The sequence below is a fragment of the Agrobacterium sp. SOY23 genome (genome assembly GCF_027212525.1).
Classification (GTDB): Bacteria; Pseudomonadota; Alphaproteobacteria; order Rhizobiales; family Rhizobiaceae; genus Agrobacterium; species Agrobacterium tumefaciens_I.
This window is the reverse complement of sequence record NZ_JAPWDT010000001.1, coordinates 718,636-741,273: the sequence shown is the minus strand read 5'-3', so window position 1 is coordinate 741,273 and position 22,638 is coordinate 718,636. Positions and strand designations below refer to the sequence as shown.

Annotated in this window: 27 protein-coding genes and 3 tRNA genes; 18 read left to right on the top strand and 12 right to left on the bottom strand. The window is 59.5% G+C overall.

The window, feature by feature from the left end:
• Positions 1-74 precede the first annotated feature (74 nt).
• Positions 75-150, top strand: a tRNA-Lys gene (locus O3S81_RS03650).
• A 295-nt stretch (positions 151-445) separates the two neighbouring features.
• Here the strand turns inward: O3S81_RS03650 and O3S81_RS03645 are convergent.
• A complete protein-coding gene (locus O3S81_RS03645) occupies positions 446-649 on the bottom strand; it encodes a hypothetical protein (RefSeq protein WP_269341041.1) in 204 nt (67 codons plus the stop codon).
• Positions 650-717: 68 nt separating this feature from the next.
• Here O3S81_RS03645 and O3S81_RS03640 point away from each other — a divergent pair, with 68 nt between their 5' ends.
• The 6 genes from O3S81_RS03640 to O3S81_RS03615 all read left to right on the top strand — a co-directional run bounded on the left by O3S81_RS03640 (position 718) and on the right by O3S81_RS03615 (position 8,451).
• On the top strand, positions 718-1,221 hold the full coding sequence (locus O3S81_RS03640; RefSeq protein ID WP_269341039.1) for an RNA polymerase sigma factor: 504 nt from the start codon (positions 718-720) through the stop codon (positions 1,219-1,221).
• A gap of 153 nt (positions 1,222-1,374) precedes the next feature.
• On the top strand, positions 1,375-2,331 hold the full coding sequence (locus O3S81_RS03635; protein ID WP_269341036.1) for a FecR family protein: 957 nt from the start codon (positions 1,375-1,377) through the stop codon (positions 2,329-2,331).
• A gap of 114 nt (positions 2,332-2,445) precedes the next feature.
• Positions 2,446-4,866, top strand: coding sequence for a TonB-dependent receptor (locus O3S81_RS03630; protein WP_269341034.1), 2,421 nt, complete (start codon positions 2,446-2,448; stop codon positions 4,864-4,866).
• Complete coding sequence (locus O3S81_RS03625; protein ID WP_269341032.1) at positions 4,866-5,756, top strand: ABC transporter substrate-binding protein; 891 nt, start codon at positions 4,866-4,868, stop codon at positions 5,754-5,756. The genes O3S81_RS03630 and O3S81_RS03625 overlap by 1 nt, the downstream gene beginning before the upstream one ends.
• Positions 5,753-7,723 (top strand): Fe(3+)-hydroxamate ABC transporter permease FhuB, encoded by a 1,971-nt coding sequence (gene fhuB / locus O3S81_RS03620; RefSeq protein WP_269341031.1) that lies wholly within the window; start codon positions 5,753-5,755, stop codon positions 7,721-7,723. The genes O3S81_RS03625 and fhuB overlap by 4 nt, the downstream gene beginning before the upstream one ends.
• Entirely contained in the window at positions 7,720-8,451 is a 732-nt protein-coding gene (locus O3S81_RS03615; RefSeq protein ID WP_269341029.1) for a siderophore-interacting protein, read from the top strand. Before fhuB ends, O3S81_RS03615 begins: the two co-directional genes overlap by 4 nt.
• A gap of 16 nt (positions 8,452-8,467) precedes the next feature.
• Here the strand turns inward: O3S81_RS03615 and O3S81_RS03610 are convergent, their stop codons facing one another.
• The 3 genes from O3S81_RS03610 to O3S81_RS03600 form a co-directional block, all read right to left on the bottom strand.
• Positions 8,468-9,211 carry a glycosyltransferase family 25 protein gene (locus O3S81_RS03610; RefSeq protein WP_269341028.1) on the bottom strand — a complete coding sequence of 248 codons (744 nt, stop codon included), beginning with the start codon at positions 9,209-9,211 and terminating at the stop codon, positions 8,468-8,470.
• 133 nt (positions 9,212-9,344) lie between these two features.
• Positions 9,345-10,610 (bottom strand): YcbK family protein, encoded by a 1,266-nt coding sequence (locus tag O3S81_RS03605; protein WP_269341026.1) that lies wholly within the window; start codon positions 10,608-10,610, stop codon positions 9,345-9,347.
• A 157-nt stretch (positions 10,611-10,767) separates the two neighbouring features.
• On the bottom strand, positions 10,768-11,208 hold the full coding sequence (locus tag O3S81_RS03600) for a VOC family protein (RefSeq protein ID WP_269341024.1): 441 nt from the start codon (positions 11,206-11,208) through the stop codon (positions 10,768-10,770).
• Positions 11,209-11,400: 192 nt separating this feature from the next.
• On the opposite strand from O3S81_RS03600, the gene O3S81_RS03595 reads away from it, so the two are divergent.
• Positions 11,401-11,979 carry a cold-shock protein gene (locus O3S81_RS03595; protein ID WP_269341023.1) on the top strand — a complete coding sequence of 193 codons (579 nt, stop codon included), beginning with the start codon at positions 11,401-11,403 and terminating at the stop codon, positions 11,977-11,979.
• Positions 11,979-12,461, top strand: coding sequence for a DUF192 domain-containing protein (locus tag O3S81_RS03590; RefSeq protein ID WP_269341022.1), 483 nt, complete (start codon positions 11,979-11,981; stop codon positions 12,459-12,461). Before O3S81_RS03595 ends, O3S81_RS03590 begins: the two co-directional genes overlap by 1 nt.
• Before the next feature lie 60 nt (positions 12,462-12,521).
• On the opposite strand, the gene O3S81_RS03585 is transcribed toward O3S81_RS03590, so the two are convergent.
• Positions 12,522-12,770 (bottom strand): BON domain-containing protein, encoded by a 249-nt coding sequence (locus tag O3S81_RS03585; protein WP_269341021.1) that lies wholly within the window; start codon positions 12,768-12,770, stop codon positions 12,522-12,524.
• 213 nt (positions 12,771-12,983) lie between these two features.
• On the opposite strand from O3S81_RS03585, the gene O3S81_RS03580 reads away from it, so the two are divergent.
• The gene (locus O3S81_RS03580; RefSeq protein ID WP_269341020.1) at positions 12,984-13,253 is read left to right on the top strand and encodes a DUF982 domain-containing protein; all 270 of its coding nucleotides are present in this window, start codon (positions 12,984-12,986) and stop codon (positions 13,251-13,253) included.
• Positions 13,254-13,466: 213 nt separating this feature from the next.
• Positions 13,467-14,609 (top strand): ceramide glucosyltransferase, encoded by a 1,143-nt coding sequence (locus O3S81_RS03575; RefSeq protein ID WP_269341391.1) that lies wholly within the window; start codon positions 13,467-13,469, stop codon positions 14,607-14,609.
• A 53-nt stretch (positions 14,610-14,662) separates the two neighbouring features.
• Here the strand turns inward: O3S81_RS03575 and O3S81_RS03570 are convergent.
• Positions 14,663-14,739, bottom strand: a tRNA-Pro gene (locus tag O3S81_RS03570).
• Between the two features lie 266 nt (positions 14,740-15,005).
• On the opposite strand from O3S81_RS03570, the gene O3S81_RS03565 reads away from it, so the two are divergent.
• Positions 15,006-15,311 carry an ETC complex I subunit gene (locus O3S81_RS03565; RefSeq protein WP_173987132.1) on the top strand — a complete coding sequence of 102 codons (306 nt, stop codon included), beginning with the start codon at positions 15,006-15,008 and terminating at the stop codon, positions 15,309-15,311.
• Positions 15,312-15,359: 48 nt separating this feature from the next.
• Positions 15,360-15,436 (top strand) — tRNA-Arg (locus tag O3S81_RS03560).
• Positions 15,437-15,491: 55 nt separating this feature from the next.
• On the opposite strand, the gene O3S81_RS03555 is transcribed toward O3S81_RS03560, so the two are convergent.
• The gene (locus O3S81_RS03555; RefSeq protein WP_269341017.1) at positions 15,492-15,710 is read right to left on the bottom strand and encodes a hypothetical protein; all 219 of its coding nucleotides are present in this window, start codon (positions 15,708-15,710) and stop codon (positions 15,492-15,494) included.
• 174 nt (positions 15,711-15,884) lie between these two features.
• Between O3S81_RS03555 and O3S81_RS03550 the strand changes: the two genes are divergently transcribed.
• Positions 15,885-16,493: a histidine phosphatase family protein gene (locus O3S81_RS03550; RefSeq protein ID WP_269341016.1), complete on the top strand. Its 609-nt coding sequence runs from the start codon at positions 15,885-15,887 to the stop codon at positions 16,491-16,493.
• Between the two features lie 154 nt (positions 16,494-16,647).
• Here O3S81_RS03550 and O3S81_RS03545 read toward each other — a convergent pair whose 3' ends face one another.
• A complete protein-coding gene (locus O3S81_RS03545) occupies positions 16,648-16,803 on the bottom strand; it encodes a hypothetical protein (RefSeq protein ID WP_269341015.1) in 156 nt (51 codons plus the stop codon).
• 238 nt (positions 16,804-17,041) lie between these two features.
• On the opposite strand from O3S81_RS03545, the gene O3S81_RS03540 reads away from it, so the two are divergent.
• From O3S81_RS03540 to O3S81_RS03530, 3 genes are read left to right on the top strand one after another with little or no spacing between them, the layout of a single operon-like run.
• A complete protein-coding gene (locus O3S81_RS03540; RefSeq protein ID WP_269341013.1) occupies positions 17,042-18,340 on the top strand; it encodes an efflux RND transporter periplasmic adaptor subunit in 1,299 nt (432 codons plus the stop codon).
• A 14-nt stretch (positions 18,341-18,354) separates the two neighbouring features.
• Positions 18,355-19,074: an ABC transporter ATP-binding protein gene (locus tag O3S81_RS03535; RefSeq protein ID WP_269341011.1), complete on the top strand. Its 720-nt coding sequence runs from the start codon at positions 18,355-18,357 to the stop codon at positions 19,072-19,074.
• The gene (locus tag O3S81_RS03530) at positions 19,064-20,272 is read left to right on the top strand and encodes an ABC transporter permease (RefSeq protein ID WP_269341009.1); all 1,209 of its coding nucleotides are present in this window, start codon (positions 19,064-19,066) and stop codon (positions 20,270-20,272) included. Before O3S81_RS03535 ends, O3S81_RS03530 begins: the two co-directional genes overlap by 11 nt.
• 92 nt (positions 20,273-20,364) lie before the next feature.
• Here O3S81_RS03530 and O3S81_RS03525 read toward each other — a convergent pair whose 3' ends face one another.
• Positions 20,365-20,814 (bottom strand): DUF6714 family protein, encoded by a 450-nt coding sequence (locus O3S81_RS03525; protein WP_269341008.1) that lies wholly within the window; start codon positions 20,812-20,814, stop codon positions 20,365-20,367.
• A gap of 34 nt (positions 20,815-20,848) precedes the next feature.
• On the bottom strand, positions 20,849-21,082 hold the full coding sequence (locus O3S81_RS03520) for a hypothetical protein (RefSeq protein WP_269341006.1): 234 nt from the start codon (positions 21,080-21,082) through the stop codon (positions 20,849-20,851).
• Positions 21,083-21,259: 177 nt separating this feature from the next.
• Here O3S81_RS03520 and O3S81_RS03515 point away from each other — a divergent pair, with 177 nt between their 5' ends.
• Positions 21,260-21,550: a hypothetical protein gene (locus O3S81_RS03515; RefSeq protein WP_269341005.1), complete on the top strand. Its 291-nt coding sequence runs from the start codon at positions 21,260-21,262 to the stop codon at positions 21,548-21,550.
• 202 nt (positions 21,551-21,752) lie between these two features.
• Here O3S81_RS03515 and sufA read toward each other — a convergent pair whose 3' ends face one another.
• Both sufA and O3S81_RS03505 read right to left on the bottom strand, forming a co-directional pair.
• Entirely contained in the window at positions 21,753-22,142 is a 390-nt protein-coding gene (sufA, locus tag O3S81_RS03510; protein ID WP_269341004.1) for a Fe-S cluster assembly scaffold SufA, read from the bottom strand.
• A 105-nt stretch (positions 22,143-22,247) separates the two neighbouring features.
• Positions 22,248-22,631 carry an SUF system Fe-S cluster assembly protein gene (locus tag O3S81_RS03505; protein ID WP_269341003.1) on the bottom strand — a complete coding sequence of 128 codons (384 nt, stop codon included), beginning with the start codon at positions 22,629-22,631 and terminating at the stop codon, positions 22,248-22,250.
• Positions 22,632-22,638: the final 7 nt, after the last annotated feature.

The window sequence follows — 22,638 nt, the reverse complement described above, 5'->3', positions numbered from 1 at the left end:
TTTTTGGGTTGACCGAACGGATCGCTCTACCTATGTTCCGCGCACTTCCGAAGGGCAGCCAAGCCCGGACACGGGAGAGCGTAGCTCAGCCGGTAGAGCAACTGACTTTTAATCAGTAGGTCCAGGGTTCGAATCCCTGCGCTCTCACCAACATAATCAACCGGTTATCGTTGAAATTACCTGACACAGGCAAGAATCATTCTCGCGCTGTTTGACACGGTTCGCGTTTACCGCCGTACCGACAGGTCGTTGTGGGAATGCTCCACCTATCTGGAGCCGCGCGGCAAGAGCCGTATCCGCCAATTGAAGACCGAGCACACCTTTGCGGATGTGGCCGGGCAGTTTCTGCTGGAGTATGTGCCGCTCACCAACGGGCCGCGCAATCCGCGTCACCTCAAAGACCACGAAGCACGTATCAAGCTTCAATATTGCCCCCGACAAAGGCTCAACGCATCGGCGCATGGAAGCCCTTACCGGAAATTTGCACGCGCACGGAAATCGCAGTCTCTTTGCTGCCTGGATTTTTTCTTTGCTCTCTCGAAGTGGCCATGCTAGCGGCATCAACAACAGCCAGCCCATGCTTGCGTGATGGCCTTTTTGTTATAGTAATCGCTTCAATTGGTTTTGAAACTGCGTTGATCGTACCCACTTCACTTTCAGCCGAACTGCTAGAAAACGCTAGCAAACGCGGCGGTGGATTACCGGAAGGCAAAGCGCTTGAGTTGGGATCTGCAGGAACTGTTCCGGCTATATGCAAAGGGCATCGTCAGGTCCCTCCGCAGCAGGGGCATCGATCCTGAAACGGCATCCGATCTGGCGCAGGATGCGTTCTTGAAGGTTCTGGCCTCACGGCCATCCGCAAGTGCGGCCTCCCATAATCCAAAATCCTATCTCTATACGGTGGCGCGCAATCTCAGCATCGACCATTATCGCCGTGAACGTAGCCTGCTCCGTGTCGATCTGCCGCAAAGTGCCTTCGACGCCATCGTCGATCCATCGCCATCGGCAGAAACAATCGTCTACGACCGCCAGCGGCTGCAACTGGTGGAGCAGGCGCTGGCTGAGTTGCCCCGGCGGGTGCGCGAGGCCTTCCAGTTGCACCGGATGGGCGGTTTGACCATAAGCGAGGTCGCACAGAAGCTCGGCATGTCCACCACCCGCACCTGGGTTCTGATCCGCGACGCCTACGAACATATCGAGGATCGGCTGAACGGTCTCTAGGGGACAAATATCGTCCATCCCGTCCCGGATATTACCGTTTGGCCGCCGGCCCGTGCACTAAACTTCTTTTCATCCGGAAATATGCAGCCTCTCATTCGTATATATCAAAGGCTGTAACATTGTCCGATCTCCGGCAATCCTGAAAGGCTCCCTATGAACGAAGTGTCGGAAGAACGACGCCTGTTTCGTGAAGCTGCGGATATTGCCATTCGCCTGCAGAACGACCCCGGCAATCCCGTCGCCATCGAAACCGCACGGGCCTGGATCGAGCGCGGACCGGCCCATGCGGCTGCCTGGGCAAAGGTTGCCGCGATCCACGGCATGACCGGCCAGATTCTGGCCGAGGAGGCGCGGTCCTCGCAAAAGGACGTCGACCCCAACCGGCGCCTGCTGCTCGTCGGCGGCGCGCTCTGTCTCGGCGCGGCGGCGGGCGGTTCGGTGCTGGCGCCCTATGTGTCGCTGCGCGCCCGCGCCGACTACCTGACCTCGACCGCAGAGATCAGAGACATTCCCCTTGAGGATGGCAGCATGGTCACGCTCGGGCCGGACAGCGCAATCGCCATCGATTTCAGCGCGCAGGCAAGACGGGTGAACCTCCTGTCCGGCATGGCCTATTTCAACGTCGCGCCAAATCCGGCGCGCCCCTTCTCGGTCACCTATGGGCAGCTGACCGCGACCGCGCTCGGAACTGCTTTTGATGTTTCGGGGGATGATCTCTCGATCTCGGTCTCCGTCGATCATGGGCTTGTTCTCGCCACCTCGCCTGATCTGCCCTCCTCCGAGGGAGAGAAACTGGCGGCGGGCGATTGGCTGATCTACGATCAGGCATCGCGCCGTATGGATCGTGGCGTCAGGGAAGCCTCGGAAATCGCGGCATGGCGCACGGGCATGCTGATTGCCGAAAGGGAGACCGTCGCGGCGGTGGTCAATCGCATCGCCCGCTGGCAGAAGGGTAAGGTGGTCATCGCCACCCCTGCCCTTAAAAACAATGTCGTCAGCGGCGTATTCGATCTTGCCGATCCCGTCCGCGCGCTTGATGCGGTGGTGCGGCCATTCGGCGGGAAAGTAAGAACAGTCACGCCGTTTTTGACCGTTATCTCCTCTATCTGATAAAACTTGAGAAAAAGAGGAAAATTTTCGAACGCCATTCGTATTGTCCTCAGGGAGCCCGCCGGCACTATCCGCAGGCCGGTCTCCGGGGACATTTAATGGAGTGGTTTTCACATGGGGAATGAGTTCTCAACGGCTCACAAGGGTAACAATCGGGGCCGCATGGGTCATGGCGCGCTCGTCGCCGCTTTTTTGACGACGACATCGGCACTCGCCGCCGGCCTTGCAGCACAGCCCGCTTTTGCGCAGGCGGTTTATTCGGTTCCGGCCGGCCCGCTGAACAAGTCGCTGGCGACCTTCGGAAAACTGTCGGGGACGCAGATTTCCTATGATGCCTCGATCGCACGCGGAAAGCTGTCGCAGGGCGTGAGCCGCGCGACCACCCGCGAGCAGGCAATCGTGGAACTGCTGCGGGGCACCGGCCTCGTCTATTCCTTCACCGACGCTACCTCCGTGGTCATCGCTGCGCCGGTCAGTGCCGCAACTGTTGCTGCAGCCGGGAACTCCACCCTTCTCCAGACCATCACCGTTCAGGGTTCGCAGGGCGCATCGGTGCTGCAGCAGGACGGGCTTGCGCAGGACGGCTACCGGACAGAGACCCTGTCCTCCCTTGGCCTGTTGGGGCAAACCGCCATTCGCGACACGCCGTTTTCCGTCTCCGTCGCGCCGAGGGAGCTGATGCAGAATATCCAGGCGCAATCGCCTGAGGATATCTACCGTGTCCTGCCGACCATCCGCAGCCAGACGCCGCAGATGTCCGGCTGGGCGCCGATGGCCAATATTCGCGGCTTCACCACCTATGACACGGCCGAAGACGGTTTCCGCCGCTCCTACAGCCACGCGACGGTGCTGGAAGACAAAGAGCGGACCGAGGTTCTTTCCGGCCTTTCGGGCTTTCTCTATGGCGCGGCCTCGCCCGCCGGCATGATCAACTATGTCTACAAGCGCCCGACGCAGGAACGTTTAAATAGCGTGACGGTCGGCAATTACGGCGGCGCGCAGGCCTTCGTCCATGGCGATTTCGGCGGCCGTATCGATCCGGAAGGCGATATGGGTTATCGCCTCAACATCGTCCGCTCGGCGGGAGACACCGCCATCGACGATCAGAATGTCGATCGCTTTCTCGCAAGCGGCGCTTTCGACTGGAACATCACCGACCGGCTGAAGCTGGAACTCAACGCGTCCTATAGCAAATACAAGCTGGACGCCGCCAACTCCTACTGGGCTTTCGCAGACGGCGTGCTGCATGGCGACGCGCCCGACGCCAGCAGAAACTGGAGCCAACCCTGGATTCACGACGAAATCGAGAAAAAACGATACTCTGCCAAGCTCACCTATGATGTGAACGACGCCATTACCCTGCGCGGCGGATATATGCGGGAATATATCGACAGGCCGGTTCAGGATCATACCATGAATCTTGTTCAGTCCGCGGAGGAATATTCCCAGATCACAATTCGCTCCGGCAGAACAAAAAGCGTCTTCGACGCCGCGAATGTTTTCGCTGATGTCTCCTTCGACACCGGCGCGGTCTCCCACAAGTTGACCGCCGGATATTACATGTATCAGGGCAAGGACTGGGGTACGACTTACAACCCCAATACCGGCTGGCAGCCGTCTTTCCCCCTGTCTTCTCCCCGGCATACTGCCGAGCCGACTTTCCCGCCCAACACCGGCACGCTCTACAAGTCCGGCTATGTGCGCAATCATAACTTCGTCGTCGGCGACCAGATCGAATTCGACGAACAATGGTCGGCCCTCGTCGGCGCCAATTACAGCATGATCCAGAGCCAGTCGCTGGACAGCAGCGGCGCCCGCTCCGCACCGGATTACGATGAAGCAAGGCTCTCGCCCTCTGCCTCGCTGCTGTTCAAGCCGATAGAGACTGTTACTCTTTATGGCAGCTATATCGAAGGGCTGGAGCAAGGTGGCGTCGCACCGGATACGGCCATAAACAGCGGGCAAATTCTCGCCCCCATGGTCAGCAAGCAGAAGGAAATCGGCATCAAGGGCGATGTCGGCGACATGCTGCTGACAGCGGCGCTGTTTGACATCTCCAAGGCCTACGAACTGACGACGGATGCCAATGTCTACACGCAGGACGGACGTCAGCGCCATCGCGGCGTCGAGTTCACGGCGACCGGCAAGGTGACGGATGATCTTACCATTCTCGGTGGCGTGACGTTCCTTGACGCCAGGGTCGAAGGCGGAACCTATGACGGCAAGCGCCCCATGAATGTCGCCAATGTTCTGGCCAAGGTCTATGCCGAATATGAGGTCCCCACCGTCGAAGGACTCTTCCTGACCGGTGGCCTCTATTATACCGGCAAACAATGGGCGACATCCGAAAACAATGATCGCCTTTCCTCCTACGTCACCGCCGATCTCGGGCTGCGCTACACCACCGAAAACTTCGGCAATCCGCTGACTTTCCGGCTGAATGTCAGCAACATCACCGACGAGAACTACTGGCAGAACAGCTATTATCTCGGAGCGCCGAGAACCGTCTCCTTCTCGGTTCAGGCGAAGTTCTGATGATATCGCGCAGTTCCCTGTCCCGCAGAGCGCTGCTCTGCGGGGCGGGTTCGTTTTTCCTCGCCGGCCGGTCATCTTCGGCTGCCTGCTCCGGTGGCATCGTCGCCATGGACTGGGTGAGCGGCCAAAACCTGCTGGCGCTTGGCGTGCAACCCGCCACCCTGCCGGAACTGGAGCGATATCGCAGCCTCGTCGTCGAGCCGGTGCTGTCGCCCTCGGTCGCCGAGCTTGGATTGCGGTCCGAACCCAATCTCGAACTTATCGACCGGCTTCGGCCGTGCCTGATCGTGTATAGCGATGATTTCGCCATGGCCGCCGGACAGCTTGCCGCCATCGCTCCGACCCATCGTTTCGATGCCGGCGTCGTAGCGGGCGAAAACCATCTTACCAGCGGCGGAAACGCTCTCGTGGCGCTTGCCGCGCGGATCGGCGATCCCGGCCGGTTTTACGCGTTTCAGGAAAGTTTCGACGCCGAAATGCAGCAGGCACGCGCACGGCTCGCCGCCTATGACGGACGCCCCCTGTTGCTGGCAACGGTGATAGACGGCAGGCGGCTGCTGGTTTTCGGCAAGAACAGCCTGTTCCAGAATGTCCTAGACCAACTCGGCATAAAAAACGCCTGGGACGGCTACACCTCTCAATATGGTCATACAACGGTAACGGCCGACCAGCTTTCCCGCCATCCGCAGGCGCGGCTTTTATGCATCGGCGATACCAGCAGCGAGAAACTGGACATGCTTCTCGCAGCACCGGTCATCAAAAGCCTGCCCTTCATTCGCGAAAACCGGTTGGTGCGCATCGAGGACGTGCTGTTTTACGGCGGGTTGCCACCGGCAAAACGCTTCGCCCGTCTCGTTTCCACAGCCCTTGCCGGTAAGGCATCGCCATGAGCAGGACAGTAAATCTATCCGCGATCGTGATCGCTTCGCTCACCATCGTCTGCGCCGGCCTCACCGGCCTCAATCTTTATCTGCGCATGCCGGATGGAATGCCGCTTGCAGCCCTGTTCTTTCCCGATCCGGACGTGACGGCTCAGGTGCTGCTTCACAATACCCTGCTGCCGAGGATCGTCGTTGCGCTGATGACCGGCGCGACGCTCGGCCTCGTCGGGACTATCCTGCAAAACATCCTGCGCAATCCGCTGGCCGAGCCGGCGACACTCGGCATTTCGGCCGGTTCCTATCTGCTGCTTGCCATTACAACGCTCTGGTTCCCGCAATGGGCCGGCGCACAGGAATGGATCGCCTTTGCGGGCGCGGCGCTGTCGCTTCTGGCGATCCTTGCACTCTCCTGGCGCAAAGGCCTGTCGCCTGTCACGGTCACGCTGGCGGGCATGATCGTCAGCCTCTATTGCGGTGCCGCGAGTGCGGTTCTGGTGCTGTTCAACCATGATTTTCTCGTCAGCATCTTTTTGTGGGGCGCGGGCTATCTCGATCAGCAGGACTGGAGCGCGGTTACCTTTCTCGCGCCTCGCCTCGCCGTGCTCGTCCTTGCCGTAGCCCTGCTTCTTCGCCCGCTGACGATCATGACGCTCGAGGACGCCAATGCCAGAAGTCTCGGCCTGTCGCTTGCGGCCTACCGGTTGATGACACTCGTTGTGGCAGCGGCCTTGACCGCGGTGGTCACCGCCTCCGTCGGCATCATCAGCTTCATCGGCCTTGCCGCACCGGCACTGGCGCGCGCCTGCGGCGCAAGACGAATGGCGGCGCAGCTTCTCCATTCAGCCGCCCTTGGCGCATTGCTGTTGACCTTGACCGACCAGATCGTCCTGTTTTTCCCCGTTACCTATCGCCTGTTCCCGACCGCAGCCGTCACCGCGCTTCTTGGCGCGCCGCTGATGTTTGCGCTGATCCGGCGGCTGAAGATGCCGGCCCCACCGCAGCCGGGTGCCCAGCCGGTGGCGGCGCGTCTTGCCCGGCCCATGCCGGTCCTGCTCGGCCTCCTCGCCATTCTCTGCCTTGCCGCCGGTGTGGCATTGTTCGTCGGGAAAAGCACGGAAGGCTGGTTTTTATCGGGGCTCTACGACACGCATAGCCTCGGCTGGCGCTGGCCAAGGGCGCTCGCAGCCTTCAGCGGCGGGGCCATGCTGGCGCTTGCGGGCGCCATTCTGCAGCGCGTCACCGGCAATCCCATGGCATCGCCGGAAGTGCTCGGCGTCTCTTCCGGGGCGATGCTCGGCGTCATCGCGGTTCTTCTCACGCTTGCCGCGCCCAGCCGCTCCGCGCAAATCCTCGCCGGCGCGGCGGGCTCGCTGACGGTTCTGCTGCTGATGCTGACCCTGTCACGCAAGCCGGGTTTTTCCGGCGACCGGCTGCTGCTGATCGGCATTGCGCTGAGCTCGGTCTCCGGTTTCGTCATGGCGGTCTTGATGACATCACAGGACCCGAGGCTCGGCCAGCTTCTGGCCTGGCTTTCCGGCTCCACCTATGCCGTCGCGCCCGGTGAGGCCATCATCTCCGCACTCCTGCTGTCCGTCGGACTTGCCCTGGTTCCCTTCATCCGCCGCTGGCTGGAAGTGCTGCCGCTTGGCGAAGACTTTGCCAGAAACACCGGCGTCTCGATCATGGCGAGCCGCAATAGCCTCTATTCGCTGTCGGCCATTCTCACGGCAAGCGCCACGATCCTCGTCGGCCCCTTGAGTTTCGCCGGTTTGATGGGACCACATCTGGCACGGCTTGCGGGCTTCCAGCGCGCCGGCACGCAATTGCCGGCAGCAGCGCTGATCGGCGGGCTGATCCTGCTTATCGCCGACTGGCTGGGTCGCAATCTTATCTTCCCGTTTCAGATCCCCGCAGGCCTGCTGGCCACGGTGGTCGGCGGGCCGTTCTTGCTCATACTGATTGGAAGGCGCACATGACCATTTTGATGGATGAGAGCTTTCGCGTGCTAACCCTGGTCGAGAGCCGCAGCATCACCCCGTTCATGCAGCGGCTGAGATTTACGGGCTCCGAGCTTCATCGTTTTGATACGCTGGAGAACTTGCATGTCAGGCTTCATTTCGCAAAACCGGGTAATGGCCCACAGGATACCCAGGCCCTGAACGCAGATTCTTTCCATGTTCGCTATTATACGATCCGCGCGATAGACGCCGATAGCGGATGGATCGATGTCGATTTTGTCATGCATGACGACGCGGGACCGGGGTGCTCCTTTGCCCGCAGCGCACGTCCTGGCGCGATCTGCGGCATGACAGGCCCCTGCGGACTCGGAATAAAGCCGGCAAAACAGTATCTGTTTGCCGGGGACGAAACGGCCCTGCCGGCAATTGCCCGCATCTGTGAAAATCTCCCACCGGGTGCGACGGGTCAGGTTTTCCTGCGGTCCGAGAACGTCGGATATGATATGCCTGTTCCGTCCGGCATAGGCATATCCTGGCTGCCGCGCTCCACCGTATCGCCATCCATATTTGTCGACCATGTTTGCGATGCTGCGATGACGACAGCGGCTTCGGCCGAGAGCTACTTCCTCTGGCTCGCCAATCCATTCTCGCATTGGCAGGATTTCCGAGACAAGCTGGGCCGCTTGTCAAAAAAAAGCTGTCTCAATGCCTGCTACTGGCGTGATGACGCGACAGCGGGCAATTGATGCGGAGCACTCGCGGTTACCGATAGGCGTAAACATACCGCGCGATGCTGTCATAGACGTTGGACAGATAGGCGGGGATCCGCTTCAAACGGGCAAATTTGGTGTCTTTATATTCCGCCCGCGTCCCGACCAGCGTATCCGGGTTGCCAAATGGCAGGAAATCCCTGTCGGCCACGTAAACCTGCGTGCCGTAACCCCAGCCGCATTCCAGAGCCCGGTCAAAGGGCAATGTCATAACCCTTGCGGCCTTCAGAAAACGTTGCGCGGCGCTGCGTGAAATGAGGTAGCAGGCGGATGATCCCTGTGGCCCGTAGATGCAGCGCCCCAGCGTATCACCAAGAATGGTGGTCTTGCGACCCTTGAAACCACTGCGCCGGTGGTTGGTCAGCTTCACGATGGAATTGTCCGGCATCACCGCAATCATCGCCTTGATCCGCCCGGCAAAATCCGGAGTGAAGGCAACGTCGTCTTCGACGATCACCGCCACGGGCGCATCGGTCGCGAGGAAGATTTCAAGTGCCTTGATATGGCTGGCATAACAGCCATATTCCCCCGGCAGGGCATACCGGCCATTGCGCAACTCGAAGCCGCGCCGGTCGAAATCCCGCCAGTCATTCGGCGACAGGCTCTTGCCGTCCACCCCTTCCACCGGCCGCAGGTCCAGGCCCAGCCCGGAGGCACTCTCCAGCATCTTATCAAGCCGCGCCCGCGCCCGGGCAATTGAAATGATGTATATCGGGAAGGTGGAGATCGGCTGCATTCGCAAGGCACCATAAGCTTAAGATGAAGGACAGCCTCCTATAGCAAGCAAGGCCGGACGTCCATGCGGAAGGGATGTCCCGTCTCGACAGCGCGCGAAACCGCACGATTCTCGACGGGAAGGCTGAGGGAGATTATTTACGCGCAGCGGTGCGGCGGCAACGCCAGTTCCAGTCTCTCGGTTCACCCGTGTCCATATGCACCGATTCGGTGTGGCAATAGGTGCCGACGCCACCGCGATCAGGCAGGGAACGTAGATAGGTGGCAAGCTCCCATTTGGAGACGCCCTTGATCTGGATATCGGCGGCATCGCAGGTATAGTGCTTGGAGCCCTGCCTTATGCCCTTTGGCGGGCGATAGCCCGAGGTGACGATTGCGGGGCTGTTATAGTGGTGCTCCACATCCTTGATCATCCGCACCAGTTCTGGCTTGAAGCAACCGACTTCGACCCGGTCCGTCTGCAGGAAAAGCCCGTTCGGGGCAACGCGGGTGAGACCGGAAAGCGAAGCGAGCTTCATTAGGCCGGTCGGCTGGTCATCCTCTTCGTCGAGATGGGCATCGTCAAATTCATCGGACATCATCGAGCGGCCGGAAAGCGCAATGCCCATCGAGCCGTCCGAGGCACCGGGAAGTGCGGCGACCTGCGTGTTGCCCGCCGTGCCGCTTTCAATCATCTTCGGCAGGCGCTTCTTGGCCGCGCCGGCGAAAAACGCCGCAAGCGTCACGCCCTTGCCTTCGCTTTCCTGCCCTTCGCCCGTCGTTCCGGCATTGGCCGCCGGCTCAGCGGCGGCGAGCTGCGCCGATGGCGGCTGCGGCACCGGCACGGCTGCGGGCTGGCGATTTTCGCTGTGCTGTTCCGCCGGCACCTGCGCGGCTGCCGGAACCGGAACGGATACCGGCTGTGGCTGCGCCGCCTGCACCGGCGCGGAATAGACGCTGCTGACAGCGGGCATGATTTTCTGTGAAGGAGCGCCCGCTGCGGCGGGGGCCGTGCCCGGTGCACCCGCCACAGCGGCGGGCGCGGCGGCAGATGCCGTGGAATAGATGCTGGCCGTCCCGGCCGAAATCGCTGTCGGCTGCGTCGTCAATCCGCCAATATCGGCGGCAGCGCCATAAACCTGGGCGGGACCTCCGGCGTGCTGCGGCTGGGAAGGCGTGGCCGCTCCGGCGGCCGATGCCACGGCGGGATCCACATAGTGCCCCGGCTGGGCGCCGGATGTCTGGGGAGCAGCGGCTGCGGTTTGCGGCTTATGCTGTGCGGCAATTTCCGGCTTCTTGGTACTGGCGGCCATCTCGTCATCCGTCACCGCCGAAACGCATCCGGAAAGCCCGAGCAGCGAAACCGCAATGACGAGACGCTGACAGGAAACGCGTTGTTTCGCGCCCTCGACAGTTTTCATGGGTGGCCTCCGTATCTTGCATTTCCAACAGCAGCACGGGAACGGAATCGTGTGCTTCCCCCAAAACGGGACTGGCCGTTTCGATTCGCGGACTATGCCTCATCCCCTCGGGATAAGGCAAGAGCGCCCGAAAACGCCGCTATTGGCCGGAAAATCCCTACCAGGAACCGGTATTCTGCATAGATATCCATGGTTCGGCTGGTGCGAGGCTTTCGCCCTTCTGCAGGATTTCAAAAGAAATGCCATCCGGAGAACGCACGAAGGCCATGTGTCCGTCGCGCGGCGGCCGGTTGATGACGATGCCGTTCTGCTGAAGGCTGGCGCAGAAATCGTAGATATTGTCGACCTCGTAAGCCAGATGGCCGAAATTGCGGCCGCCGGTATAATCCTCCGTGTCCCAGTTGTAGGTAAGCTCCAGGCACGGCGCCTTGTTTTCCTTTGCCGCAGCAATGTCGTCACGCGCGGCAAGAAACACCAGAGTGAATCGGCCTTTTTCGTTCTCGATTCGGCGTATTTCCGCAAGACCCAGCAGGTCGCAATAGAATTTCAGTGACTCGCCAAGGTCTTTGACGCGAACCATTGTGTGCAGATACCGCATTTTCTTCCTCTCCATTACACGGGTCCGGGGCCGTTAAACGCCTGGCGGCAAGCCCCGGACAAGGACGGCGACATAAAAGCAGCTGCGCAAATCAAAAACTAGGGCTTGCGTGGAACCGTTACCAAGATGTTAATCTGGCGCACAGGAATCAGTTGACCGATGTGTGGCGCGTAATCGAGGGGTTGGCAGGATATGGCTGATAGGATGTCATCGAAAACGATAGTCGATGTCGAGGACCTTTCGGGCGATGCCGTGGACCTGACCGAAATTACCGGCGTCGTGAAATGGTTCGATGTCGCCAAGGGTTTCGGTTTCATCGTGCCGGACAACGGCACGCAGGACGTGCTGCTGCACGTCTCCTGCCTGCGCCGCGACGGATACCAGACCATTCTTGAAGGTACGCGCATCGTCGCGCTCATCCAGCGCCGCGACCGTGGCTTCCAGGCTTTCCGCATCCTGTCGATGGATCAAACGACCGCCGTTCACCCCTCGCAGCTGCCGCCGGTGCGCACCCATGTGCAGGTGACGCCCTCGAGCGGCCTCGAGCGCGCCATCGTCAAGTGGTTCAACCGCACCAAGGGTTTCGGCTTCCTGACGCGCGGCGAAGGAACGGAAGATATTTTCGTGCACATGGAAACATTGCGCCGTTTCGGCCTGACGGAGCTTCGCCCCGGCCAGGTGGTGCTGGTGCGTTTCGGCGATGGCGACAAGGGCCTGATGGCGGCGGAAATCCACCCCGACAACCCGGTCTCCATCGGGATGTCGCATTGATGGCCGCCCTGCCCCAGATGGTGAAAAGCGCCATTCTGGCGCTTCTTTTTTTCACGCTTGCGGGCGCCGCCCAGTCTCAGGAACGGCTGACATTCACGTCAGAGCCACTGACAATTGAAACCGCCTCGGGCAAAACCCACGATTTCACTGCCGAGCTGGCGCTGGACAATGCCCAGCGCGAACAGGGCCTGATGTTCCGCAAGTCGATGCCGCCTGAAAGTGGCATGCTGTTCGATTTCGGTATGTCACGCGACGTCGCCATGTGGATGCGCAACACCCTCATCCCGCTCGACATGCTGTTCATTGCCCGCGACGGGCGCATCACCCATATCCACGAGAACGCGGTTCCGCATTCGGAAGCCATCATCAGCTCCCGCGGCCCGGTGAATTTCGTTCTTGAACTGAATGGCGGCACTGCAAAACGCTATGGCATCAAGCCGGGCGATATGATCCGCAGTGCGCAAATCGGCAACCGAAAGTAAGATTGCCGCGTTATTGCGTCTGAACGGGCCGGACGAGGTTTCACCCGGCCGACGCAATAATCAGTAGACCGGCTCGATATGGCTCAAAACCCGGCAATTGGAAATGGAAGAAGCGAGATTGATGGCGATGTCGATCGCCTCGACCGAATCGGCCGTGCCTTCCAGATAGATCACGTCATTTTCGACGCTTGCCGAAATACGTGACTTTTCGAGGCCCGATTCGAAGGCCAGCGCCGAGGTAATCGCCTGGCAGACGCCCGCCATGCGATCCCCGAAGAAGCTTTCCTGAATGCCTGACAAATTGAACATATGCGTTCTCCTTCTTATGGACACAACAACGCCTGATGGGCGGTTTTGTTCATCTCCGGTTCATCTATTCGTTCATCTTCCATTCATCTTGGAAAATTGGAACCCCCTGATCGATCACATTTTAGGTGATCGGGAACCATTTCGTGAGGCAAACATTTCGCGCATGGGAGTGAGAAAGGCTGTCGAGACCAGATAAACAGGGAGGAGAATGATATGCTGATTAACAGAACGGAGCCGTGTCACCACGCCTTGTGGATGAAGCCGGTGGCGATCCACCTGCCACTGTCGGCGGCCGTGGAAATCTACAGCCCGCTGGTGGCGCTGGACATGCTGATGTACCGCTGGCCGGAGGAACACGGCCCGGAACATCAGGAAGCCTGCAAAAACTGCCTCGATGCGATCGCCGGCAAATGCGACATCGAAATAGCGCGGGAATCGTTTCTCGTTGCAAGCAGCCATGCCCATATTCTGAACATCCACTAGAATTCATGTCATCGTGACGATTGGGCCCTTCACCACGGAGGGCTTTTCTTTTGCGGCCATGTGTCTTCACCAGGTTTTCACACGCGGCGCAGCCTGCCCGCCTGCGGATGATGACATGTAACTGTCACGCAAACGTTATAATCGGCAGAGACGAATTCCATGGAATCGATTGGCGGAATAACCGCCGAAAGCTTGGGAGTGGAACTGGCCAGCATGGAAACTGTCTTTGCCCTTTGTGCAATTCTGCTCCTTGCATTCAATCTTCTCGGCATCGTTCTGGCCGGCTGGCGGCTGAGGAGACGCGATGCCGAAAACGAGCTTGTACGGAAGAAACCGCCGGTCTCGCTGGTCGTGCCGTTGCGCGGCGTCGAAAATTTCACGCCGCTGACGCTGTCACGTGCCTTCCAGCTCAACTGGCCGGATTACGAACTGCTGTTCTGCGTCGCCGATGAATTCGATCCCGTGATCGCGGAAGTGCGCAAAGCCCAATCGGCCTTCCCCACGGTGCCGGCGCAATTGCTGATCGGTGACGACCGCATCAGTGCCAATCCGAAACTGAACAATTGCGTCAAGGGCTGGCGCGCCGCCCGCCACGAATGGGTCATTCTCGCCGATTCGAACGTGCTGATGCCGAAATCCTATATAACGACCATGATGTCGGCCTGGCGGCAGGATAGCGGGCTGGTCTGCTCGCCGCCGCTCGGCTCGCGGCCGACGGGTTTCTGGGCACATGTGGAATGCGCCTTCCTCAACGGCTCGCAGGGGCGCTGGCAATATGCTGCGGAAGCGATCGGCATGGGTTTTGCGCAGGGCAAGTCGATGTTGTGGAACAAGCCGTTTCTGGAGGAGAATGGCGGCATTCGCGCCCTCGCCGCCGAAATCGCCGAAGACGCGGCCTCGACGAAACTGGTGCGAAGCGCCGGCCGCAAGGTGCATCTGGTCTCCACTCCCTTCGAGCAACCACTCGGCCAGCGCCATGCCGGCGAAATCTGGTCGCGCCAGACCCGCTGGGCGCGGTTGAGACGCGTGACCTTCCCGCAATATTTCGCACCGGAAATCCTGACCGGTGCGCTTCCCCCGCTTCTTTTCGCGCTCGCCGCCGCTGCCATGATGGATGTGAACCTCGTGGCAACGGCCTTTGCCGTGCTCGCCCTCATGTACGTGCCGGAACTGGCGCTTGCCGCCCTCAATCGCTGGCCGGTATCGCTCAATACGCTGCCGGCCATGATCGCCCGCGACATGATCATGCCCGTCGTCTGGGCACGCAGCTGGATCGGCAGCGCGGTGGCATGGCGCGGCAATGTGATGACGATCGGCACGGCGGAAAGCACGCTGGCCGGACCATCGGCAGAATAAATACTGGCTTCTTGAAAGAGGTTACGCCGGAAAGCAGATGTTTTGCTTTAAAATGGTCGGAGTGGAGAGATTCGAACTCCCGACCCTCTGGTCCCAAACCAGATGCGCTACCAGACTGCGCTACACTCCGCCGAGGCGATGGCTGGGGAATACACGGTTCACCCGAAGTCCGCAACAGGGAAATTCATCTTTGTTCAGTCGCGGCCTCGATCGGCAAAATCCGTCGCCGGCGTTGCAGTGGCGCGAAAGGAAAGCGCGGGATAATCGTCTTGACTCTCACCTGAAGTCAGTCCATTTCAAATTCAACGTTCCTGACACGATTTGGTTATTCTATTCAGGTACGTGAAGAATAATTCGGGGTGTTGCGCCCCACTGTCCAACCGGAGCAGTTTCGACATGTCTGCGAAGATTTACCGCCCTGCAAAAACCGCCATGCAATCCGGCAAGGCGAAGACCAATGTCTGGGTTCTGGAATTCGACGCCGAGGTTCCGCGCAAGATCGATCCGATCATGGGTTATACCTCCAGCTCCGACATGAAGCAGCAGGTCAAGCTGACATTCGAGACGCAGGAACAGGCCGAAGCCTATGCCCAGCGCAAGGGCATCGAATACCGCGTCATCCTGCCGAAAGAAGCAACCCGCAAGGTGGTTTCCTACACCGACAATTTTCGTTTCAACCGCACCCAGCCCTGGACGCACTGAAACACGACGATCAAAGTTTTTGCCGGAGTATCGATTGCCCGGCATGACGGCCCCTTAGCTCAACTGGATAGAGCAACTGCCTTCTAAGCAGTAGGTCGCAGGTTCGAGTCCTGCAGGGGTCGCCACCGCTTCTCACATTCCCCACGAATGACTGGTTTGGTTTCGATCGCAGACACGGTATCAGTCCGTATTTGCGCTCCGGCTATTCTTAGCCTTTCTCCATTTCACGAGATAACCGAAACCCGGTCCGATCAGCATGCCGCCGATAACCCACTCGCCGAGAGTCAGGGGTCGTTCATCCGGGTCGTGGCCTGTCACGTAGAGGAAGAGAAAAAACGCGACCACGCCGCCGATCAGGAGCGTGAGCGGAAAAAGCACACTGTCGCGAAAACCTTTCATACAATCCACCTCCCTTGGCCGTGTTGATAAGGTATTGGGTATGATCCCGTTGGCAAGTGGCTTTTACAGCGGCGACAGCAAGTTATCGTTTGGGCAGTATTGCGCCAATTGCCGTCATCAATCGGTCATGCGATTGTCCATTTTTGTATTAAGTCGTTTAAGAGGGGCATTCGTGTGTCGACGATCTACCTGCTGCGGCATGGTGAAACCGTTTGGAATACTCTTGGACGATTTCAGGGCCAAAAAGATTCATCACTAACGACGCTTGGTATCGAACAGGCGGATTTCGTCGCCAACGTTCTTTATCACGAGCTTTCTGATGACGGTCAGTCATTTGAGATGCAAGTAAGCCCTCTTGGTAGAACTCGCGAAACCGCAAGTCGGGTTCGACGCTTGCTTTCACTTCCCAGCATCGAAGATGCCCGGCTCATGGAGGTCACAGTTGGTTCATGGGACGGAATGACAAGATTTGAAATCGATTCCGAGTTCCCTGGCTATCTTGACGGTTCCGATGCGTTCGACTGGTACTTCAAATCACCTGACGGCGAGAGTTTCGACGATGCGTGTAATCGTGCGAAAGCCTGGATTGCAGATATCGGACGTCCGACGATAGCCGTATCACACGGGTTATTCGGTCGAATAGTCCGTGGTGTCTACACCGGCCTATCGAAACGAGAAATGCTGGAACTCCCAGTTCCGCAAGACGGCTTCTATCGTCTTCACGACGGCGCTTTTTGTTTGATCGACGGTTTGTCCCCGGCAACAGTGCCTGCCCGAATATGAGATCGAAAGGCCGCTACGAGCTAATAGCCGTCATCAGAATCAGCGGCGACGCCCCTAAGTCTATTCGTCTCCAGAGACACCCGCTTTAGCCGGCTTGAATACTGGCGCCTTCCATCCTGCCCCAAGCAAGAGCGCCAACGCCGGCCCCTTTGCCCTACCCCTGCCCCATCAGCGTGAAATAACCCCACGCAGCCACGAAAAACAAAATGACAGCCGCAATCGTCAAAGCTTTCCTCGCTTTCGGACCCAGCGGTTCGCGCGGTTTTTTCGGCGGCACCGGTTTGCAGAACTTCACCACATTGTCGTTCATTTCATCATCGTCCTGACTGTCGCTGCTGAAACCTTTTGCCGTATCGGTGGCATCGGGCTTTCCAGTGCCTATCTCTATCAGACCAGAACTATCATAAATATTACCAAGTTTTCACTTCACCCTTGAGGCAAGCTATGCCACTTCCCACAATCAGAGGAATACAGAACGACAGATGGACGGATAAACCGCGGAGCGGAAACAACCCTCTGTGGTATTTTGAATTTTGCGGGTGACGAGAATGAATGACGCCAACGGCATTGGCCGCGATACACCAAACAGCCAGCCCGATCTGCGTGAGATTCTGGGAACGAACAGAAACGGCAGGAAGAAGAAATCGCGCCGTTATCTTTATGTGGCCGCCTTCCTTGTTCTGGTCGGCGGTGGCCTTGGTTATTATTACCAGTCGCGTGCGGCGGGCGTCGCCTATAGCTACACCACGGAAGCGGCGCGCCAGGGCGATCTGTCCGTCATCGTCACCTCCACCGGCTCCGTCCAGCCGACGGATCAGGTCGATATATCGAGCGAATTGTCCGGCACGGTGCGCAAGGTCAACGTCACCTATAATAGCCCGGTCAAGGCCGGAGACGTTCTGGCGGAGCTGGATACCAACAAGCTCGAAGCCGACGTGCAGAGCGCCCGCGCCAAGCTCGCCTCCGCCAAGGCCAATGTGCTGAAGGCGCGCGCCGATCTCGGTTCGGCCAAGACCTCCATGGAACGCCTGCGGTCGCTGGTGCAGAACCGGGTGTCCAGCCAGCAGGATCTCGATGCGGCGCAATTCACCCATGATGCGGCCGCAGCCACGCTGGAGGTCAACGAAGCGACCGTGCTTTCGGCCGAAGCCGATCTGCGGCTCGCCGAAGTCAATCTCGGCAAGGCCAAGATCGTCTCGCCCATCGATGGCGTCATCCTCACCCGCAGCGTCGATCCCGGCGCCACCGTTGCCTCTTCCCTCAACGCGCCTGTGCTGTTCACGATCGCCGGCGATTTGCGCCATATGGAATTGCAGGTCTCGGTGGATGAGGCCGATGTCGGCAAGGTCGAGACCGGGCAGAAGGCCACGTTTAATGTCGATGCCTATCCCGACCGCAGCTTCCCGGCCGAAATCGAAACGGTCCGTTTCGCCTCCGAAACCGTGTCCAATGTGGTGACCTACAAGGGCATATTGACGGTCGACAATGCGGAGTTGCTGCTGCGCCCCGGCATGACGGCGACCGCCAATATCATCGTTGAGGAAATCAAGGACACGCTGCTGGTGCCGAATTCCGCGCTTCGTTATACGCCGCCGCGCGAATCCGCCTCCCGTGGTGGCGGGCTGATGAGCCTGTTCCGCCCGCCGCGCATGGGACGCTCGCAGAACCGCGATGCCGGTCAGGCCGCGACCGGCAAGAGAACCGTGTGGGTGCTGCGCAACAACACGCCGGTCTCCGTCGCCATCGAAACAGGCTCCACCGACGGTCAGCATACCGTGGTAAAATCGGGCGAGTTGAAAGCCGATGATCAGGTGATTACCGACGCAACGGCCCGCAACGCCGGCTGACGGAGGAGAACCGCATGCAACAGCCGCCGCTCATCGAATTCCGCGATGTCGTCAAGCAATATGGCCGCGGCGAAGCGGCGATCCGCGCGCTCGACGGCGTCAGCCTCTCCATTCGCGAGAAGGAATTCGTCGCCATCATGGGGCCATCAGGCTCGGGCAAATCCACCTCGATGAACATCATCGGCTGTCTGGACGTGCCGACATCAGGCGAATATCTGTTTCAGGGCGTACCGACCAGCGGCTTCGACAATGAGCATCTGACGCTGCTGCGCCGGCACATGCTGGGTTTCGTATTTCAGGGCTTCAATCTTCTTTCCCGCACCTCTGCGGTGGAAAATGTCGAGCTGCCGCTGGTCTATCGCGGCATGAAGGCCTCGGAACGGCGGGCCCGCGCCATGGAAGCGCTGGCGCAGGTGGGGCTCAAGGGCCGTGAGGATCACACCACGCAGGAGCTTTCCGGCGGCCAGCAGCAGCGTGTGGCCATTGCGCGCGCCATCGTCACCCGCCCTGCCCTGCTTCTGGCCGACGAACCGACCGGCAACCTCGATACCAAAACCAGCAACGAGATCATGGAACTGATCACCGCGCTCAACCGTGACAGGGGCATCACGGTCGTCATGGTTACCCATGAAGAGGATATCGCCGCCCACGCCGGACGCCTCCTGCGCTTCGTTGATGGCCACCTCGCCTCCGACAGCGCCGCGGACAACAAGGAGACATCGGATGTTCTTTGAAACGTCGCGTCTTGCGTTGCGCGCCATCAGCCGCAACCTCCTGCGCTCCTTCCTCACCGTGCTCGGCGTCGTTATCGGCGTGGCCGCCGTCATCGCCATGGTCACCATCGGCAACGGCACGACCGAGCAGGTGAAATCGGAGCTTTCGCGGCTGGGAACCAACATGCTGTTCGTGCGCCCCGGCCAGTTCGGCCCCGGACGGGCAAGCACCGAAGCCAAACGCTTCGATGACCGCGACGTCGAGGCCATCCGCAACCAGGTCACAGGCATCCGTGCTGTCGCGCCCCAGAACCGCAGTTCCGCAGCAACCGTCATTTTCGGCGGCAAGAACCACCAGACAAGCGTCATCGGCACCACCAATGATTATCTGATCGCGCAGGACTGGACGATCGCACTCGGCCGCGATTTCCAGCCTGCAGAAGATCGCGGCGGCCAGATCGGCTGCATCATCGGGGAAACGGTACGGCAGGAACTCTTCGGCGCGGAAAACCCGGTGGGGCAGACAGTTCGTGTCAGCAACATCTCCTGCCCCGTCATTGGCGTGCTGGCCAGAAAAGGCCAGTCCGGCCTCGGCGACGATCAGGACGACACCATCATCATGCCGCTGAAAATCCACCAGCGGCGCATCGGCGGCACCACCACCATTTCCTCGATCATGGTCTCGGCGCAGGATGGCGTTTCCACCGCCAAGGTGCAGAGCGACCTGCAGAACCTGCTGCGTGAGCGCCGCCGCATCGGCATCGGCCGTGAGGACGACTTCACCGTCAACGACATGACCCAGATCGCCTCGGCCATGACGGGCACGACGACATTGCTGACCGGGCTTCTGGGCGCGGTCGCGGCCGTCAGCCTGCTGGTCGGCGGCATCGGCATCATGAACATCATGCTGGTGTCAGTGACGGAACGCACCCGCGAAATCGGCATTCGGCTTGCCATCGGCGCGCTGGAAAAACAGGTGCTGACGCAGTTTCTGGTGGAAGCCGTGATGTTGTCGGCCTTCGGCGGCCTCGTCGGCATCCTCACTGGCCTCGGCCTTGCTTACGCCGTCGTCGGTTATCTCAACGTGCCCTTCGTCACCAGCCCGTCGATCATCTTCCTCGCCTTCGCCTTTTCGGCGGCCATCGGGGTGATTTTCGGCTATTTCCCGGCACGGCGGGCGGCGAGTCTCAGCCCGATCGAGGCGCTCAGGCATGAATGAAAGCTGGATTTCAAACCGCAACCGGCTTTTGGGACAATAAACGGAAACCTCCGGTTCTTCCGGGGGATTAGCCGAACCGCTTTAATCGCTCGCTAAGGCGCGCGCAGACCAACCCACTCTTCAAGTGCGCGATTTATGTCATCCTGATAGGACGGCACATTTTCCCTCTCACTGATGGCGCGGAGATACACTTCCACGGCAGTCCGTTGCAAAGGGGTCAGCAAGGAAAACTTCTCCTGGCACCCGCATAAATAGGGTGCGAATTCATGCCTGTAGTCGCCATCAAGATCAGCGATCATATAGGCAGGCAAATGAAATCGCATTCCTTCAGCATCAAGGAAGGCGGGGCTGCCGGAATGTCTGTTGAGGCCCCTTGGCGGGATCGCCGCCCAATCATTCTTCTCATCGCCAGCGCGGCATGTCGCGCGAACTTCATCATTCGCATAGTCGTCAAGTGCCTGCGCCTCGGAGAGACCGACGCCGCCACCCAAAGTGACACCCGCAAATGCCGCCCGCACAGCGGCTTTGGCATTCGCAATCATATCGGGTTCCGGCCTCATCAAATAGTCTGCCTGTTCAATGATGCGCTCCCCCACTCGCGTCGCCGTGCACTGTGGGCCAGTCTCCACCCTCAGTCCGTTCGAGCGGGGGGCTATTCAACGCATCACCCTTGGATGCCGCAGATCCCTTTGTCTCCTCCCAGTAAAATGCAAGACAAACAATACCAACGATCAGCGTCAGGCCAGCCACGACGCTGGCGACGATCAGTCCTATCGTCCAGATATCAATCGAGGCGCTACTGATGTCCATCCCGGTTCGCTCCCCACGATCAATCCCGTTGGTGGCCTGAAACGCCTTCCCGGAGCATGAAAGGCATGCGGTTCCGCACCTCCGCCAAACCTCGCAGAATATCCGATATCCTTGCTGATCTTGCGTCAGGGCGTCAATCGGATAGGCTCGCCCTCAAGTTTACCGGATGGAGTTTGGATGTTCAAATCGGTATCGGACAGCGCTGCCGCCGCTGACGGCGGTTCGCTCGCCCTCTTCGTGGAGCGCGTTGACGGGCAGACGGAGCAGTTTGTGATCAATCGCTCCTTCGCGGCGCGCGGGACGCCCGATTATAACAAAATCGTCTCGAGCCTTCGGTCGCTCTCGGCAGACGATTGCCAGACGATCGCCGCCGCTCTCGAACCGTTATTGACGACGACGCCACCGATTCATCCTCTGGCGGATTTTATCAACACCCTGAAACAGCAGTCATCGTCCTTCGAGAACTGATTTCCGGTGACAATCAGTTCCGGGAAACGGAAGCTCAGACCTGTCCCCGTCATCCTCGGGCTTGACCCGAGGATCTACGCACATTTCAAGCGATGTGAGGGGAATGGATCCTCGGGTCAAGCCCGAGGATGACGTCGCGTTTGCAGGAATGCTGCGTGCACAATGAAAGGACCCCGCGCCATCGAAGAGCCCACGCAAGCGATCAAACGCTCGCCTCAGCCTCGCGCTGCTTTGCCAGTGCCGCCAGATCGGCGGGCTTCAGCTCAACCGATTCACCACAGCCGCAGGCCGAGGTCTGGTTGGGATTGTTGAAGGTGAAACCGGAGCGCATCTTGGTCACTTCGAAATCCATCTGGGTGCCGAGCAGATAAAGCACGGCGGAAGGCTGAACCCAGACCTTTGCCCCTTCGAATTCGACCAGATCGTCCTTCGCATCTGCCTCTGTCACGAGGTCGATGGTATATTCCATGCCTGCGCAGCCACCCTTCTTGATGCCGACGCGCACGCCCTTGGCGTCCGGTCCGGAATTTTCGACGATTGCTTTAACGCGAGAGGCCGCAGCCCCCGTCATGGTCATGATCGCAAAGCCCATGGGCTCATTCTCCTTCGACAATCGAGTTCAAGGCTCGATGTTTATGGAATTCAATCTAATAGCGCCTGAGAATGTCATCAAGAGATGACACCCGTCAAAATCACGTCAGTACCAGCCGACGGCGACCTGTGCTTCTTCCGACATGCGATCCGGCGTCCACGGCGGATCGAAGGTCATTTCAACGGTGACGCCGGAAACACCCTCGACGGCGCCAACGGCATTTTCCACCCAGCCCGGCATTTCACCGGCCACCGGGCAACCGGGAGCGGTCAGCGTCATGACGATCTTGACCATCCGGTCGTCTTCGATGTCGATCTTGTAGACGAGACCGAGTTCGAAGATATCGGCCGGAATTTCCGGGTCGTAGACGGTCTTCAGCGCCGCGATAACGTCGTCGCTGAGGCGTGCCAACTCTTCCGGTGGAATGGTGGATACCTTTTCCTGAGCTTCGGTCGCATCCTGGGTCTTTGCAGTGGCTTCGGCAGTCATGGTCTTA